This is a genomic window from Nocardia albiluteola (assembly GCF_018860155.1).
GTDB classification, from domain to species: domain Bacteria; phylum Actinomycetota; class Actinomycetes; order Mycobacteriales; family Mycobacteriaceae; genus Nocardia; species Nocardia albiluteola.
Map to the genome: position 1 here is coordinate 426,493 of NZ_JAHKNI010000006.1, position 15,555 is coordinate 442,047.

Here is a 15,555-nt window from a genome sequence, read left to right on the forward strand (position 1 = left end):
CCGGGTGGCGGCGCAAGGTCGGCCGTAGTTCACCGGGCGGCACAGCTGGTTCCTGCACAATGTGGCTGTGGGATCCGACTCGCGAGGTGGCGCGAGCGGGGAGGCGAGGTGGAGATGGCTTACTTGCGACGGTGGCTGGAGGACACCGTGGTCGCGCACGGCCGGCTGCCGCTGCTGTGTTTCCTGCTCGGATTCATCGTCGGCTTCCTGCTGATCCGCCTGTCCGTGCGGCTGATCCGCAAGCAGGTGCGCTGGTGGCCCGGCAACGTGCGCGCGGGCGACGTGCACATCCACCACATGGTGTTCGGCGTGGTGCTGGTGCTGCTGTCGGGAATCGGACTGGTCACGATGTACAGCAGCGGCCTGGGCGCGGTGAGCGCGCTGTCGTCGGTGTTCGGCCTCGGTGCGGCCCTGGTGCTCGACGAGTTCGCGCTCATCTACTACCTGCGCGATGTCTACTGGGAGGAGCAGGGCCGCACCTCGGTGGACGCGGTATTCGTGGCGCTGGCGGTCACCGGTCTGCTGCTGCTCGGCTTTCATCCGCTCTGGCTGCTTGACATCGGCGGTATCTGGCACGATCACAGCCCTCTGGGCCGCACCTTCATCAGCCTGTTCGCGTTCGTGAATCTGGCCCTCGCGGCGATCGTCATCGCCAAGGGCAAGATCTGGACCGGGCTGTTCGGAATGTTCTTCCTGCCGCTGCTTTTCGTCGGTGCGCTGCGGCTGAGCCGGCCCGGGGCGCCGTGGGCACGCTGGCGATATGCCGGGCGACCCCGTTTGATGCAACGGTCGATCCGGCGTGAACGCCGGTACCGCCGGCCGGTGATCCGGGCCAAGATCTTCGTGCAGGACCTTGTCGCCGGTAAGCCGAATGTCGTCGAACACATGCGGTGGGCGGCGGAGGAAGAGCTGGCCCGTACGGTGGTGCCCGCGCCCCCGCACCCGCTCGGCCCCTTGCTTCCGCACATGGCCGCTCCGCGACGGCCCGGTCACGGACCCGATTAACGATCGGCCGAGCCGATCTGGCACAATACTCGGGTTGCCTGGGCGAATTCTGCCCAGCGCACCGCCCATATCCGGAGCACGAACCGGTCGAGCGCAGACTGCGCGCCGCCAGGTTCCTCTGTTCGCGCGAACTCCAAAGGACGGAAATGAACACCCTCGACTTTGTCGATGAAAAGTCGCTGCGCAGCGACGTCCCGGACTTCCGGCCCGGTGACACCATCAACGTGCACGTGAAGGTTATCGAAGGCAACAAGGAGCGCATCCAGGTCTTCAAGGGCGCCGTGATCCGGCGTCAGGGTGGCGGCATCCGCGAGACCTTCACGGTCCGCAAGGTCTCCTTCGGCGTCGGTGTCGAGCGCACCTTCCCGGTGCACAGCCCCAACATCGACCACATCGATGTGGTGACCCGCGGTGATGTCCGCCGGGCCAAGCTGTACTACCTGCGTGATCTGCGCGGCAAGGCCGCCAAGATCAAGGAGAAGCGCTGAGCTTCGCGCTCCGCGTCGGTACGAACCCCCGGTCCATCGGCCCGGGGGTTTCGTGTATCCGTGGCCCGGTCAACGTTTGCCGGGTTGTCGGGATAACCTGTTCGGCGTGGCAGACGACATCGACTCGGTGAGGGTGGCCGGCTTGGACGAAGACAGTGTGGGTGATGCCGCGCCGCGTCGTCGGCGGTCCCGGGCGAAGAAGCAGAAGAAGCAGCGCCCGTTCTGGCAGGAGTTGCCGATCCTCATCGTGATCGCGGCGGTGATCGCGGCGCTGGTGGTGACGTTCATCGGTCGTCCGTACGTGATCCCCTCGCAGTCGATGGAGCCCACGTTGCACGGCTGTCCGGGCTGTACCGGGGACCGGATCTACGTGGAGAAGCTCAGCTACGATTTCGGCGATCCGAAGCCGGGTGACGTGGTGGTCTTCGTCGGTCCGACCGGTTCCTGGAACAGCGACTACCACTCGAACCGCTCCACCAATACGGTCGTGCGCGGCATCCAGAATTTCTTCTCCTTCTTCGGCCTGGTGCCGCCGGACGAGAACGACCTGGTCAAGCGCGTAATCGCGGTCGGTGGCCAAACGGTGCAGTGCTGCGATGCGCAGGGTCGCGTGGAGGTCGACGGCAAACCGCTGGACGAGCCGTACGCCCACTACCTCGATCCGTATCAGCCCGGCCTGCCGTTCGCGGTCAAGACCCCGATGGGCCTGTCGATCAATCCCGTCGGCCGCGAATTCGGCCCGATCAAGGTGCCCGACGGCAATCTGTGGGTGATGGGCGACAACCGCAACGAATCCGCCGATTCGCGCGCCCACGTCGACGACGAGCTGTCCGGGACCGTGCCGATCAAGGACGTGCGCGGCAAGGCGGTCTTCAAGATCTGGCCGCCGGGACGGATCGGGCCGGTGCGGGCCCAGGACCCCCAGAGGAACTGAGACCGCCGGGGCGCGAAGGATAATCGAACTGTGGGTGCAGTGGCGCGCAACGGGCATCGTCCCGGAGACTGGCCGCCGCGGGTGGTGATGCGCAGGGCGGCGGGCCTGCGCACTCTCGAGGCGGCGCTGATTCGCAGTGGACTCGGGCCGGTGGCCGGCGTCGACGAGGCAGGGCGGGGCTGCTGTGCGGGCCCCCTCGTCGTGGCGGCCTGCCTGCTGGCACCCAAGGCCTACGACTCGCTGGCCGGGCTCGACGACTCCAAGAAGCTGTCCGAGACGACTCGTGAGCAGCTGTTTCCGATTATTCAGCGGCGCGCACTGGCCTACCGGGTGGTGGTGATCCCGGCCTGGGAGATCGACGCCATCGGCATTCACGTCGCCAATATCGAGGGCATGCGGCGGGCGGTCGCGGGCCTCGAACAGCGGCCCGGCTACGTGCTGACCGACGGATTCCGGGTGCCCGGGATCGTGGTGCCCTCGCTGCCGGTGATCGGCGGCGACGCGAGCGCGGCGTGCATCGCGGCGGCCAGCATCCTGGCCAAGGTCACCCGGGACCGGATGATGGTCGAACTCGATCAACGGCTGCCCGGCTACGGATTCGCCGCGCACAAGGGTTACAACACGCCCGAGCATCTTGCGGCGCTGAATCGTCTGGGGCCCAGCAGCGAGCATCGCCGGAGCTGGCGGAACGTACGCTCGACCGACGGCGTGGAAGTCGGGGCGGCGGAACCGGAATCGCCCGGGGTGAGGCGGGTGGCCCCCGCTCGCGCGCATGCGAGATGATATCTGCACACGATCGGCGAGAGAGGGAGGACTTTCCACCAGATGAGCGAGCGCAGCGAGCGAAGCATAGGCACAGCGCTTTCAGCGCTCATGCCGGAGCCGAGCGCTAGCGAGGTGGAGGCATGAGTGCTGAGGACCTCGAGAAGTACGAAACCGAGATGGAACTCTCGTTGTATCGGGAGTACAAGGACATCGTCGGTCAGTTCTCGTACGTGGTGGAGACCGAACGCCGCTTCTACCTGGCCAATTCTGTCGAACTGCGACCGCAGAACGCCGACGGTGAGGTCTACTTCGAAGTGCGCATGTCCGATGCCTGGGTGTGGGACATGTACCGTCCGGCGCGGTTCGTCAAACACGTTCGCGTCATCACCTTCAAGGACGTGAACATCGAGGAGCTGGAGAAGCCGGACCTTCGCCTGCCGGAGTAGACGTGGGCGGCGCTGCCGGCCGAGCCGGGGCGCCGCGCATCGTTCGACCGGGTGCGGCTCGACGGGCGATCCGCGTGTCGGCGCCGTGTTGTCCACAGCCGCAAGGCTTTCCACAGGCTTTCTGTTTCCGCAGGTCGCCCGCAGGGGGCCGGTACAGGCCAACGCCAAGCTGGCCGGGTGGCACATAATCTGGCGCTCGGCGCACACGGGGAAGAGCTGGCCGCGGAGTTTCTGCAGTCGGCCGGCATGGAGATCGTCGAGCGGAACTGGCGTTGCCGCTACGGCGAGCTGGATCTGATTGTCCGGGATGCGGAGGTTACCGCCTTCGTCGAGGTGAAGACCCGCTCAGGATGCGGATTCGGCACCCCGGCCGAGGCGGTGACCTTCACCAAACAGCAGCGCATCCGCAGGCTGGCGCTGCTGTGGCTGCACGAGCAGGCCGGGCCGTGGCGGCACATCCGCTTCGATGTGGTGTCGGTGCTGCTCGCACCGGCCCGCGAGCCGGTCCTGGAGCACCTGAAGGCGGTGTTCTGATGGTGCTGGGCCGGGCCTTCTCGGTGGCGGTGACCGGAGTGGACGGGCAGCTGGTCGAGATCGAGGCGGATATCGGACAGGGCCTGCCGTCGGTGCATCTGGTCGGCCTGCCCGACACCACCCTGCAGGAATCGCGGGATCGGGTGCGCGCCGCGGTGCAGAACTCCGGGGAGAAATGGCCCGACGGGCGAGTGATCCTGGCGTTGTCCCCGGCGACGCTGCCGAAGATCGGCAGCGTGTATGACCTGGCGTTGGCCGCGGCGGTCCTGGACGCGGGCGGCGCGATCCCCTCCGCGCGCCCGGAAGGCACGGTGCTGCTGGGCGAGCTAGCCCTCGACGGCCGGGTGCGGCAGGCCCGCGGGGTGCTGCCCGCGGTGCTGGCCGCGCGCGGTGCGGGCCGGACGACGGCGGTGGTACCCGAATCCGCACTCGCGGAGGCCGGGCTGGTCGACGGAATCACCGTCCTCGGTGTGGCAACCCTGCGCGAGCTCATCGACTGGCTGCGCGGCGAGGGACAGCTGCGCAAACCCGATGGCGCTCTGCCCTCGTGCGCCCGTACCGGCGACGATCTCGACGAGGTGGTCGGGCAGGACGAGGCGCGATGGGCGCTGGAGGTGGCCGCGGCCGGAGGCCACCATGTCCTGCTCACCGGTCCACCCGGGATCGGTAAAACAATGCTGGCGCAACGGCTTCCGGGGCTGCTGCCGCCACTGAGCGAGCGGGAGGCGCTGGAGGTCACCGCGATTCATTCAGTGGCAGGCACACTGCCCGGCGACCATCCGCTGATCACCATCCCGCCCTTCGTCGCCCCACATCATTCGACGTCGGTGACGGCGATGGTCGGAGGTGGGTCCGGCTCGGCCCGTCCGGGCGCGGTGAGCCGCGCGCACCGCGGGGTGCTGTTCCTCGACGAATGCGCCGAGATCGGCACGAAGGTGCTCGAGGCGTTGCGAACTCCGTTGGAGGAGGGTGAGATTCGCATTGCCCGCCGCGACGGCGTGGCTCGGTATCCGGCCCGCTTCCAACTGATCCTGGCCGCCAATCCCTGCCCGTGCGCCCCCGCTCGCGATGTCGACTGCATCTGCGCGCCGCTGGCCAGGCGGCGCTATCTCGGCAAATTGTCGGGGCCGCTGATGGATCGGATCGATATCTGGTGCCAGATGCACGGTCAGGCCGCCGGTGCGTTCGCCGCCGCGGCGGCCGAGAGCAGCGCGGTGGTCCGCGGGCGGGTCGAGTTGGCGCGCCGTGCGGCCGCGGAGCGCTGGCAGGAGTACGGCTGGAGAACGAACGCCGAGGTGCCCGGACACACTCTGCGCCAGCGCTTCCGGCTGCCGACCGAGGCGCTGGTCCCGGTGGAGAACGCCCTGCGGCTGGGCCGGATGTCGGCCCGAGGCGCAGATAGAGCCATCAGAGTTGCCTGGACTATTTGCGACTTGCGCGGGGGAGAGGTGCCGAACACGCAGGATGTCATGCAGGCGCTGAACTTCCGTCAGCGAGGTGCGGCATGAGTGCGTGCGGCGAGCCCGCCGATGGGCTGCGAGCGGTGCTGACGCCGGGAACGCGCAGTGGCCAGCTGTGTTTGCGCCGGAACGGGCGGTGGCGGGCTGTCGGGAATGGATGGTGGCGAGCTGTTTTGCGCCGGGAGCGGGCGGTGGGGAGCTGTGTTTGCGATCGAGTTGTCAGTGCAAGGTCCAGGCGCGGCCCGCTGTTACCGGGCACAGGCGCGGACGAGCGACCGCGCGTCGGAGCGGATCAGCCGGTGGCACTTCGGAATACGACACGCGGCGTCTACGGAAGGCCGGCTGTCGCGATTCGGCGCATTACCGAATGGGAGGGCTGGCAATGTCTGAGGAAGCGGTGACCAGCGCCGCGGAGAGCACATCGGCCCATCCGGAGACGATCGCGGCGGCCCATCCCGCGGACGGTTATCGGGTGCCGACGGATACCGAGGGGTCCGCTGTCGGTTTGCGGGATTGCGCGGGTGCGGGTTTCGACGCCGCCGACGATTCCGTCGGCGTTGATGCCGCGACGGCCGGGGGTGCGGTTGCGGAGCTGCCGGTGACGGTGTTTCTCCCGTCCGTGGATGACGAGCGGCTGCTGGCGTGGGTGTACCTCTCGCGGGTGGTCCAGGGGCCGTGCGCGGCGCTGTCGGCACTGATCGAACAGATCGGAGTCGTCGAGGCGGCGCGGGCCGTGCGCGAGTGCGATCTGCCGGAGTCGTTGCGGGGGCCGACCGAGCGGCGTCGTGGGATCGACTGCGCCGAAAGAGATGTGAATGCCATGGCGCGACTGGGCGGGCGGGTGATCACCCCGGACGATCCGGAGTGGCCCGCGTGGCGTCTGCTCGGGTTGAGCCAGCTCGACCCGGGGCGCGACAAGGACGCGTCGACGCCGCTGGTGCTGTGGGCACGGGGACCGCTGTCGCTGCTGGGCTCCAGCGAGCAGGCCCTGGCGGTGGTGGGCTCGCGGTGCAGCACCGGCTACGGCGAGCTGGTGACCGGGCAGATCACCGGCGACCTCGCGGCGCGCGGGTGGACAATTGTCTCGGGCGCGGCCTTCGGGGTCGACGGCGCCGCTCATCGTGCGGCACTCGCCTCGGGGGCGCCGACGATCGCGGTGCTGGCGTGCGGCGTCGATCGGCCCTATCCGGCGGCACATGCGCAACTGCTGGCCGAGATCGCCGATGCCGGGCTCGTCCTGAGCGAATATCCGCCCGGCGTGGCCGCTCGCAAGGAGCACTTTCTGGCCCGGAATCGGCTCATCGCCGCACTCGCCGACGGTGTACTGGTTGTCGAGGCGGGGCTGCGTAGCGGCGCGCGTAACACCGTGAAATGGGCTCGCCGCCTGGGCCGCCCGGCGCTGGCCGTACCAGGACCGGTTACCTCGTCGACCTCGGTGGGGTGTCATCGCATGATTCGTGAGGGGGAAGCGTTACTGGTCAGCCGCGCCGAGGAGATCATCGACGAGGCCGGCCCGTTGCGCCTGTCACTGCCCGGCGACCCTCGCCCGAGTCCGGGCGACTCGCTGTCCGGCGTCGAGGCGTTGATCTACGCGGCACTTCCCGCAATTGGCTCGCGGCTGCCGATGGAGCTGGTGCAGCAGTGCGACCTGGAGCCGGCGAGCGTGCGTGCGGTGCTCGCGGCCCTGGAGCTAGCGGGCCTGGTCGGCTCGGACCACTCCGGCTGGTTCAGGATCGCGTCGCGCGCAGGGCCGTAATGGCCTTCAGAGGGTGAAAGCGGCCGATTCGGGGGTGACTCGGAGGCCCGGTGGTCGCGTCCCCTGCCAGAGGGCGAATTGCCGTCGCCGGTGACAGTGTCGGGGGACAGCGCCCTGTCTCGAAAGCAGAAGAGCTCGAGGGATCGTGCGAAGGTCCGACCGAAAGTCGCTCGTATCCACGCCCGCATTGTCGACCGGCGTCATGACCACCTGCACAAGCTCTCGACCCGATTGATCAACGAAAACCAAGTTGTGGCGATCGAGGACTTGAATCTGCGGAACATGGTCCGCGATCACAGTGTGGCGCGTGCGATCGATGCTGGAATACAAGGCGGACTGGTACGGGCGCACAGTGGTGGCGATCGACCGCGGTTCTCGCCTGCGGAGATGGTGTGAGACCGCTCCGCAACCGACGTGGGAAGGCAACCGGCCTGCCTGCCTGTACGGCGCGGGAACTTGCCGATTGCGGCCGGTGCGGTGACCGTGGAGGGTATGGACGCGTTGCCCGAGGATCTGGAGGCCCTGCTCGAGGAGTTCGGGCGGCATCTGCGGCTCGGGCGGAACAGGTCGGCGCACACCGCGCGGGCCTATGTGGCCGATGCGCGGTCGCTACTGGCGCACTTGTGTTCTCGGGCAGCGGATTCCGGGGTGGGGGAAATCGATGTGGCGTTGCTTCGGTCCTGGTTGGCCGAGCAGTCCGGATCCGGGGCGGCGCGCACGACCATGGCGCGGCGGGCTTCGGCGGCGCGCACCTTTACCGCCTGGCTGACCCACACCGGGCGGCTGGCCGTCGATCCCGGCCCGCGCCTGGGGTCGGCTCGGGCACACCGGGTACTGCCCGCGGTACTGGGGCGCGAGCAGGCCGCCGCGGCGATGGATGCGGCGCAGTCGGGTGCGGCGCAACAGGATCCGATGGCTCTGCGCGATCGGCTGATCGTGGAGCTGCTGTATGCCACCGGGATCCGGGTGAGCGAGCTGTGCGGGCTGGACATCGACGACATCGATTCGGAGCGCCGCCTGGTCCGGGTGCTCGGCAAGGGCAACAAGGAACGCGCCGTCCCGTTCGGGGGACCCGCCGATGAGGCACTTCGGGACTGGCTGCGATCGGGCCGCCCGGACTTCGCGAATGCCGAATCGGGGCGGGCGCTGTTGCTCGGCCGCCGCGGTCGCCGGCTCGACCAGCGTCAGGCCAGAACCGTAGTGCACGAGGTAGTTTCGGCAATTCCCGGTGCGCCGGACATGGGTCCGCACGGGTTGCGCCACACTGCGGCGACACATCTGCTCGAGGGCGGGGCGGATCTGCGCATCGTGCAGGAACTGCTCGGTCATGCCAGCATGGCGACCACACAGCTCTACACCCACGTCTCCATCGAGCGCCTCAAGAAGGTCCACGACCAGGCCCATCCCCGAGCCTGAGCGGAATCCACGGCCGAATGCGAGCGGCCGGCAGGGTGCGTGATCGTGGATGCCAGTCCGTCGGCGCCGGAGCCTGCACCCACTGCCGGATTCCGAGTGTGATGTGAACTGCGCCGATCCGCACGCTGGAAGTGCCTGGGCGGCTGGGCTTCTCGGCTGAGTGCGAGGACCGCCTGGGCGGCTTTGCATCTGCGCCGAGTATCGGACCACCGGAGGTCAGGAATTCTCCGCTGAGATGTCTGCCGGTCAGCTCGGCCGGATTGTATCGATGTATTTTCCGGCGATGTAGCGCTGCAGCAGCCGGGTGACCGGTCCGCCCAACCGGGCGTACCAGGCGCCTGGGCGAGAGAAGGCCGCGACCAGGCCGTAGACGGTATCAGTGGTCGCTTCGTACTCCACGGCGAACAGTTCCTCGCCGATCTCGGGGTGGCCGGGCAGTGTGCCGTAGGCGAAGCCGCGGCGATCCGGTTCATTCAGCACATAGACGACGCGGCAGGGTGCGGTGATCGCGACGGGGCCGATGCCCAGGCGGACGGTCAGAGCCGTGCCCGGGGCCGCGGCCGGTGCGCTCGCGGAGTCGAAGATGCCGGTCCCGCGCTGCATCCGGTACGCCAGGATCTGCTCGGCGGCCGAGTCGAACAGGGGCCGGCCCGTGCCGATCGGCCGCCGCAGCCGGAACTGGTGATAGCCGGGCGGGAATTCACCATTGGTGCAGCCGGTTTCGGAATAGGTGAAGGGCGGGACGTCGGGTTCGTGCGGCATGCGTCCATCCTGGCTCACGCCGACGACGCAAGGTCACTGCTTCGGTCGTGGGCTCGCTCACGACCTCGACCGCAGGCGTAAGCGAGCCGGCCGACCGCCTTCTCGGGCGAGCCCACGCGAGGCCTCGTCGACGCGGGCCGGAAGTACCGCGCACCGACAGCGGGTACTTCGGAAGTTGCCGAACTAGTCTTCGTAGACATATCGCGAGCTATCGGTGATACTTCGTGTTATCGTCTATTAGGTAACCCTAATATGGAGGTGTCCCTTGGCTCGTACCCGTTTCTCCTTCGTGGTCCGGCGCACCGAACGCCTGACCGACCATCTGATCCGGGTCCATCTGGGCGGCCCCGCGTTCTCGGCATTCCAGCCCAACGGCTTCACCGACGCCTATGTCAAGCTGCAATTTCCGGGGCCGGACGGCGAGACCACACGCACGTACACGGTCCGCTCGATCGATCCCGAGCTGGAGCAGATCGCGATCGATTTCGTCTACCACGGCGAGGAGGGTGTTGCGGGTCCCTGGGCCGCCGCCGCGAGGCCGGGCGATCCGCTGGAGCTCGCGGGCCCCGGTGGCGCCTACGCCCCCAGCTCCGACGCCGATTGGCATCTGCTGGCCGGTGACGAATCGGCGCTGCCCGCCATCTCCGCCGCGTGTGCCGCGCTGCCGGAACTGGCGGTGGGCCGGGTCTTCGTCGAGGTCGCCGGTCCCTCGGACGAATTGGACTTCGCCCGCCCCGCCGGCGTGGAGCTCACCTGGGTGCATCGCGGTGATCGCGAGCCCGGCTCGGCGCTGGCCGAGGCGGTGCGCGCCGAGCCGTGGCGCGAGGGGCAGGTCCACGTCTTCGTTCATGGCGAGGCGCATGCCGTCATGCACAACCTGCGCCCGTACATCCGCAAGGAGCGCAACGTCCCGGCGGATCGTGCCTCGATCTCGGGCTATTGGCGCCGCGGGCGCACCGAGGAGACCTTCCGGCAGTGGAAGCGCGAGCTTGCCGAAAGCGAGGGTCAATCGGTCGGCGCACGCCGGTAGCCGCTGGGAGAACGCGCGGCGTCCATCCGGGAATGATTGCAGCACAGAGGCTTTCGGCAATCGGTGTAGGGCGCCCGGGTTCGTCACCCGTCCGGCCGCACTGGTTTGAGTCGTAGCGGCGCGAAGTGGATGAGGCCGAGTGGATCGAGATACTCCCGCCCGCGCCGCAGCCCCCAGTGCAGACAGGCTGTGCTGCAGCCGGGATGTCCCGGTTCCAGCGCGCCGAGCACCTCGCCGCGAACCACCCTGTGCCCCACTGGAACCGACGCCCGCACGGGCTCATATGTGGTGCGCAGCCCGCCGGGGTGATCGACCGATACCACCGGTTTTCCGGCGACCTCACCCTCGAACGCCACCACGCCGTTCCCGGACGCCAGGACCGGCTGCCTCGCGACGCCGCCGAGATCGACTCCCCGATGCCCGGGCAGCCAATCGTGCGGGGGTATGTCGAACCGCCGCACAACCGGCGGCCGCGGCCGCAGTGGCCACCCGAAACCTCCAGGGTGCGGGCGGGTCGGTTCGTCGTATCGGCGCGTGACCGGCTGGCGCACGTCCGGCGGCCGGTGGAGGCCGCCCGTACTCGTATCGGCGTGCGTCGCGGACAGGACCGGAATCAGCAGCCAGCCGAAGACGATTGCGGTGATCCGATGCAGTCGGCTCCGGCGAGTCTGCGCACGGTGGCGGCCGCGGCGGGGACCATGCCCGGGGGCATGCGAACGGTGCGGATTTCGCCCTGGGCCGTATGTGCGGGGGCGCGGATGGCGCGGCTCGCCGTCACGGCTGTTTTCTCCGGACTGCGATCGGTATCGGATGCGGAGGGGGCCGCGTCCGCCGGTCCCGTGAGCGAGTGTGCGCTCGCGGTGGTCGAGACCACGGTCGGCAGGATGCGAGCAATCCCGCATCGGCCGCTGTCTCCGATCGGTATGCGTGCATCCGGGCAGACCGTGGTGTCTGTTGCCGATCGCACCGCCGTCGGCGGGGAGCGGATGGTGCCGGATAGGCCAGTTTCCGTGCTCGGTGTGGGTACGGACGCGCACCTCGTGCCGCCGGATGCGGCTACCAGAACCTGTGCGGTATCGATCGGGTACGGCGCAATGGCGACCGTGGTCGAATCGGACGAGGCCGAGTTCGTGGTAGCTGCGAGCGGGGCGTTGTTCACTCCTGAACGAGCCGTACGCCGGGCACGCGCGGTGGTGTCCGCGATCGGCCCGGTGGCGTGCTCGCCTCGTGCTGAGTGCGTTCATGTCCACACCGTGCATCGCGTATTCGTGTCGCGAAAGGCCCTCTTCGGCGAGTGTGGACAACTCCCGGGATGTGAATAAATCGTGCTTCCCATCTCCTGGGGTTAACAGTCCCGCAGCACCCCGTTTAGGACTTCCGGCCGCGGGCTCGTAGACTGATTCCGCGGTTCGCTCATCGCGGACCGACTTCGCGCGTCCAGCGCAAGAGCCGTCGGCTGGTCCCCTTATCGGGGTCCGGCGGCCGTGGACGCCAGGGCAGGGGTCGCCGATCCCTGTGGCAACCAGCAACGAAAGAGGGATACGCAGCTATGGCTGTCGTAACAATGAAGCAGCTGCTCGACAGCGGCGCGCACTTCGGTCACCAGACCCGCCGGTGGAACCCGAAGATGAAGCGTTTCATCTTCACCGACCGCAACGGCATCTACATCATCGACCTGCAGCAGACCCTGACGTACATCGACAAGGCGTACGAATTCGTCAAGGAGACCGTCGCCCACGGCGGCACCGTGCTGTTCGTCGGCACCAAGAAGCAGGCGCAGGAGTCCATCGCCGCCGAGGCCACTCGCGTCGGCATGCCGTATGTGAACCAGCGCTGGCTCGGTGGCATGCTCACCAACTTCTCGACCGTCCACAAGCGGCTGCAGCGCCTGAAGGAGCTGGAGTCGATGGAGCAGACCGGCGGTTTCGAGGGTCGCACCAAGAAGGAAATCCTCATGCTGACGCGTGAGAAGAACAAGCTGGAGCGCACCCTCGGTGGCATCCGGGACATGGCCAAGGTCCCCTCCGCCATCTGGGTCGTCGACACCAACAAGGAGCACATCGCCGTCGGCGAGGCTCGCAAGCTGAACATCCCGGTCATCGCGATCCTGGACACCAACTGCGACCCCGACCTGGTCGATTACCCGATCCCGGGCAACGACGACGCGATCCGCTCGGCCGCGCTGCTGACCAAGGTTGTCGCCTCCGCCGTCGCCGAGGGCGTGCAGGCTCGTGCCTCGCGTGCCGGTGGCGACTCGAAGCCGGAGGCCGGTGCCGCGGGCGAGCCGCTCGCCGAGTGGGAGCAGGAACTGCTGGCTCAGGCCACTCCGGCCGCCGACGAGGCCGCCGAAGTTCCGGCCGCCGAGCCCGCGGCCGCCGAGAGCTAGAAACTCCGCTCGGAACTTCACCGTGCCGACCCTTCCTGTTCGGAAGCGGTCGGCATGGTGGCGCTAGAGACCTGACACCCACTCCCACCGAAGGAGGCTCGCCAGGATGGCGAACTACACCGCCGCTGACGTCAAGCGGCTCCGCGAGCTCACCGGCTCCGGCATGATGGACTGCAAGAAGGCTCTGGAGGAGAACGCCGGCGACTTCGACAAGGCCGTCGAGTTCCTGCGCATCAAGGGCGCCAAGGACGTCGGCAAGCGCGCCGAGCGCTCCACCGCCGAGGGCCTGGTCGCCGCGCAGGACGGCGTCATGATCGAGATCAACTCCGAGACCGACTTCGTCGCCAAGAACGCGGAGTTCCAGGAGCTGGCCGCCGGCGTCCTCGCCGCCGCCGCCAAGTCGCGCCCGGCCGACCTGGATGCGTTGAAGACCGTCGACCTGGGTGGCAAGACCGCCGACCAGGCCGTGCAGGAGCTGGCCGCCAGGATCGGCGAGAAGCTCGAGCTGCGCCGCGTCGTGTCCTTCGAGGGCCCGGTCGCGACCTACCTGCACAAGCGCGCCACCGACCTGCCGCCCGCCGTCGGCGTGCTGGTCGAGTACAAGGGCGAGGGTGAGGGCGCCGCCGAGGCCGCTCGCGCCGCCGGCATGCAGGTCGCCGCGCTCAAGGCCAAGTACCTCACCCGTGAGGACGTCCCGGCCGAGCTCGTCGCCAAGGAGCGCGAGATCGCCGAGGCGACCGCCAAGGAGGAGGGCAAGCCGGAGGCCGCCCTGCCGAAGATCGTCGAGGGTCGCGTCAACGGCTTCTACAAGGACGTCGTCCTGCTGGAGCAGCCGTCGGTCACCGACAACAAGAAGACCGTCAAGGCGCTGCTGGACGAGGCCGGTGTCACCGTGACCCGTTTCGCGCGCTTCGAGGTCGGCCAGGCGTAAGCTCGCCCAAGATCGAGTCGATGGGCCCCTTGCGCACAGGATCTGCGTGAGGGGCTCATTGGCACTTGTGGCATTGTTCTATGCCAACACGACAACTGATTTCGTAAGCACATGGGTAACTCACCGGGGACGGGCCCACCTTGAGCGGGCCGTCATCCGCCGGCCCGACGACCAAGTCTCGTGGCAAGCAGCGGCACGCTGAAGTCGCGGGGAGGCGGGGGAGTTCCTCCCGAGGAGAAGGAGACCGATGTCCGACCCGGAACCGGCCCGTAAGGGTTATCGCCGAGTACTTCTGAAACTGGGCGGGGAGATGTTCGGCGGCGGCAATGTCGGGCTCGACCCGGATGTCGTGCAGACCGTAGCCGAGCAGATCGCGGAGGTGGTCGCGACCGGCGTGCAGGTGGCGGTGGTGATCGGCGGTGGCAACTTCTTCCGCGGCGCCGAGCTCGAGGATCGCGGCATGGAGCGCGCCCGCTCGGACTACATGGGCATGCTCGGCACCGTGATGAACAGCCTTGCGCTGCAGGACTTTCTGCAGAAGCAGGGCGTCGACACCCGGGTGCAGACGGCGATCACGATGGGCCAGGTCGCCGAGCCCTACATCCCGCTGCGGGCCAAGCGGCACCTCGAGAAGGGCCGGGTGGTCATCTTCGGCGCCGGCATGGGCATGCCCTACTTCTCCACCGACACCACCGCGGCCCAGCGCGCTCTGGAGATCGGCGCCGAGGTGGTCCTGATGGCCAAGGCGGTCGACGGCGTGTTCACCGCCGACCCGCGGGTGGATGCCGAGGCCACCATGTTCTCCGAGATCACCCACAAAGAGGTGATCGAGCAGGGACTCAAGGTCGCCGATGCCACCGCCTTCAGCCTTTGTATGGACAACCAGATGCCGATTCTGGTGTTCAATCTTCTGACGAAGGGAAATATTGCCCGAGCGGTGGCTGGTGAGAAGATCGGCACACTGGTGCGGTCCTGAAATCGCCGGGGCGGTGCGTCTCGATGGATCCTGGAACCGACAACGACGAACGCTGTGGAGGAAACGGCCGTGATTGAAGAAGCACTCTTCGACGCCGAGGAGAAAATGGAAAAGGCCGTCTCGGTGGCGAAGGACGATCTCGGATCCATTCGCACTGGCCGGGCGAACCCGAGCATGTTCAGCCGGGTCGTCGTCGAGTACTACGGCACCATGACGCCGATCACCCAGCTGGCCGGCATCACCGTGCCCGAGCCGCGGATGCTTGTCATCAAGCCCTACGAGCAGGCGCAACTGGTGGCCATCGAGACCGCGATCCGCAACTCGGATCTGGGCGTGAACCCGTCGAACAACGGCGACATCATCCGGGTGAACATTCCACAGCTCACCGAGGAGCGTCGCCGCGAGATGGTCAAACAGGCCAAGTCCAAGGGCGAGGACGCCAAGATCGCCATCCGTAACGTGCGGCGCAAGGCGATGGAGGAGCTGAACCGAATCCAGAAGGACGGCGAGGCCGGCGAGGACGAGGTGGGTCGCGCGGAGAAGGAACTGGACAAGACCACCGGCAAATACGTCGGGCAGATCGATGAGCTGGTCAAGCACAAGGAATCGGAACTGCTCGAGGTCTGACAGGCCCGGCAACGAGTGCCTGCCCGGGGTGGGGACGGA

Annotated in this window: 17 protein-coding genes; 15 read left to right on the forward strand and 2 right to left on the reverse strand. The window is 68.0% G+C overall.

All coding sequences use genetic code 11. The features are described from left to right. Positions 1-114: 114 nt before the first annotated feature. The 10 genes from KO481_RS20300 to KO481_RS20345 all read left to right on the forward strand — a co-directional run bounded on the left by KO481_RS20300 (position 115) and on the right by KO481_RS20345 (position 8,804). The gene (locus tag KO481_RS20300; RefSeq protein ID WP_215918745.1) at positions 115-1,005 is read left to right on the forward strand and encodes a hypothetical protein; all 891 of its coding nucleotides are present in this window, start codon (positions 115-117) and stop codon (positions 1,003-1,005) included. 146 nt (positions 1,006-1,151) lie between these two features. Then, a complete protein-coding gene (rplS, locus tag KO481_RS20305) occupies positions 1,152-1,493 on the forward strand; it encodes a 50S ribosomal protein L19 (protein WP_040826229.1) in 342 nt (113 codons plus the stop codon). A 106-nt stretch (positions 1,494-1,599) separates the two neighbouring features. Further along, positions 1,600-2,427 carry a signal peptidase I gene (gene lepB / locus KO481_RS20310; protein ID WP_215918746.1) on the forward strand — a complete coding sequence of 276 codons (828 nt, stop codon included), beginning with the start codon at positions 1,600-1,602 and terminating at the stop codon, positions 2,425-2,427. A gap of 39 nt (positions 2,428-2,466) precedes the next feature. After that, positions 2,467-3,210, forward strand: a complete 744-nt coding sequence (locus tag KO481_RS20315; protein ID WP_308166714.1) for a ribonuclease HII — start codon at positions 2,467-2,469, stop codon at positions 3,208-3,210. A gap of 122 nt (positions 3,211-3,332) precedes the next feature. After that, positions 3,333-3,638, forward strand: a complete 306-nt coding sequence (locus KO481_RS20320) for a DUF2469 domain-containing protein (protein ID WP_011210678.1) — start codon at positions 3,333-3,335, stop codon at positions 3,636-3,638. A gap of 177 nt (positions 3,639-3,815) precedes the next feature. Further along, positions 3,816-4,172 carry a YraN family protein gene (locus tag KO481_RS20325; RefSeq protein ID WP_215918747.1) on the forward strand — a complete coding sequence of 119 codons (357 nt, stop codon included), beginning with the start codon at positions 3,816-3,818 and terminating at the stop codon, positions 4,170-4,172. Next, the gene (locus KO481_RS20330) at positions 4,172-5,680 is read left to right on the forward strand and encodes a YifB family Mg chelatase-like AAA ATPase (protein WP_215918748.1); all 1,509 of its coding nucleotides are present in this window, start codon (positions 4,172-4,174) and stop codon (positions 5,678-5,680) included. The genes KO481_RS20325 and KO481_RS20330 overlap by 1 nt, the downstream gene beginning before the upstream one ends. A gap of 589 nt (positions 5,681-6,269) precedes the next feature. Beyond that, the gene (gene dprA, locus KO481_RS20335) at positions 6,270-7,388 is read left to right on the forward strand and encodes a DNA-processing protein DprA (RefSeq protein WP_245401256.1); all 1,119 of its coding nucleotides are present in this window, start codon (positions 6,270-6,272) and stop codon (positions 7,386-7,388) included. A 96-nt stretch (positions 7,389-7,484) separates the two neighbouring features. Then, entirely contained in the window at positions 7,485-7,784 is a 300-nt protein-coding gene (locus tag KO481_RS20340) for a transposase (RefSeq protein ID WP_504740216.1), read from the forward strand. Positions 7,785-7,880: 96 nt separating this feature from the next. Beyond that, on the forward strand, positions 7,881-8,804 hold the full coding sequence (locus KO481_RS20345) for a tyrosine recombinase XerC (RefSeq protein WP_215918750.1): 924 nt from the start codon (positions 7,881-7,883) through the stop codon (positions 8,802-8,804). Between the two features lie 246 nt (positions 8,805-9,050). Here KO481_RS20345 and KO481_RS20350 read toward each other — a convergent pair whose 3' ends face one another. Beyond that, a complete protein-coding gene (locus tag KO481_RS20350; protein WP_215918751.1) occupies positions 9,051-9,566 on the reverse strand; it encodes a DUF1990 domain-containing protein in 516 nt (171 codons plus the stop codon). 265 nt (positions 9,567-9,831) lie between these two features. Here KO481_RS20350 and KO481_RS20355 point away from each other — a divergent pair, with 265 nt between their 5' ends. Further along, complete coding sequence (locus KO481_RS20355) at positions 9,832-10,596, forward strand: siderophore-interacting protein (RefSeq protein WP_215918752.1); 765 nt, start codon at positions 9,832-9,834, stop codon at positions 10,594-10,596. 83 nt (positions 10,597-10,679) lie between these two features. On the opposite strand, the gene KO481_RS43135 is transcribed toward KO481_RS20355, so the two are convergent. Continuing rightward, complete coding sequence (locus KO481_RS43135) at positions 10,680-11,147, reverse strand: M23 family metallopeptidase (RefSeq protein WP_308166704.1); 468 nt, start codon at positions 11,145-11,147, stop codon at positions 10,680-10,682. A gap of 998 nt (positions 11,148-12,145) precedes the next feature. Between KO481_RS43135 and rpsB the strand changes: the two genes are divergently transcribed. The 4 genes from rpsB (at position 12,146) to frr (ending at position 15,516) form a co-directional block, all read left to right on the forward strand. Next, positions 12,146-12,982: a 30S ribosomal protein S2 gene (rpsB, locus tag KO481_RS20365; protein WP_215918754.1), complete on the forward strand. Its 837-nt coding sequence runs from the start codon at positions 12,146-12,148 to the stop codon at positions 12,980-12,982. A gap of 106 nt (positions 12,983-13,088) precedes the next feature. Next, positions 13,089-13,913 carry a translation elongation factor Ts gene (gene tsf, locus KO481_RS20370; RefSeq protein ID WP_215918755.1) on the forward strand — a complete coding sequence of 275 codons (825 nt, stop codon included), beginning with the start codon at positions 13,089-13,091 and terminating at the stop codon, positions 13,911-13,913. A 247-nt stretch (positions 13,914-14,160) separates the two neighbouring features. Beyond that, on the forward strand, positions 14,161-14,889 hold the full coding sequence (pyrH, locus tag KO481_RS20375) for a UMP kinase (RefSeq protein WP_215918756.1): 729 nt from the start codon (positions 14,161-14,163) through the stop codon (positions 14,887-14,889). 69 nt (positions 14,890-14,958) lie between these two features. Continuing rightward, on the forward strand, positions 14,959-15,516 hold the full coding sequence (frr, locus tag KO481_RS20380; RefSeq protein WP_215918757.1) for a ribosome recycling factor: 558 nt from the start codon (positions 14,959-14,961) through the stop codon (positions 15,514-15,516). Positions 15,517-15,555 lie beyond the last annotated feature (39 nt).

What these genes read in the sequence shown, in the direction of transcription:
- KO481_RS20300 (WP_215918745.1), top strand. Translation starts at nt 115, where the DNA reads ATGGCTTACTTGCGACGGTGGCTGGAGGACACCGTGGTCGCGCACGGC.
- rplS (WP_040826229.1), top strand. Translation starts at nt 1,152, where the DNA reads ATGAACACCCTCGACTTTGTCGATGAAAAGTCGCTGCGCAGCGACGTC.
- KO481_RS20320 (WP_011210678.1), top strand. Translation starts at nt 3,333, where the DNA reads ATGAGTGCTGAGGACCTCGAGAAGTACGAAACCGAGATGGAACTCTCG.
- KO481_RS20330 (WP_215918748.1), top strand. Translation starts at nt 4,172, where the DNA reads ATGGTGCTGGGCCGGGCCTTCTCGGTGGCGGTGACCGGAGTGGACGGG.
- KO481_RS20345 (WP_215918750.1), top strand. Translation starts at nt 7,881, where the DNA reads ATGGACGCGTTGCCCGAGGATCTGGAGGCCCTGCTCGAGGAGTTCGGG.
- KO481_RS20350 (WP_215918751.1), bottom strand. Translation starts at nt 9,566, where the DNA reads ATGCCGCACGAACCCGACGTCCCGCCCTTCACCTATTCCGAAACCGGC.
- rpsB (WP_215918754.1), top strand. Translation starts at nt 12,146, where the DNA reads ATGGCTGTCGTAACAATGAAGCAGCTGCTCGACAGCGGCGCGCACTTC.
- tsf (WP_215918755.1), top strand. Translation starts at nt 13,089, where the DNA reads ATGGCGAACTACACCGCCGCTGACGTCAAGCGGCTCCGCGAGCTCACC.
- pyrH (WP_215918756.1), top strand. Translation starts at nt 14,161, where the DNA reads ATGTCCGACCCGGAACCGGCCCGTAAGGGTTATCGCCGAGTACTTCTG.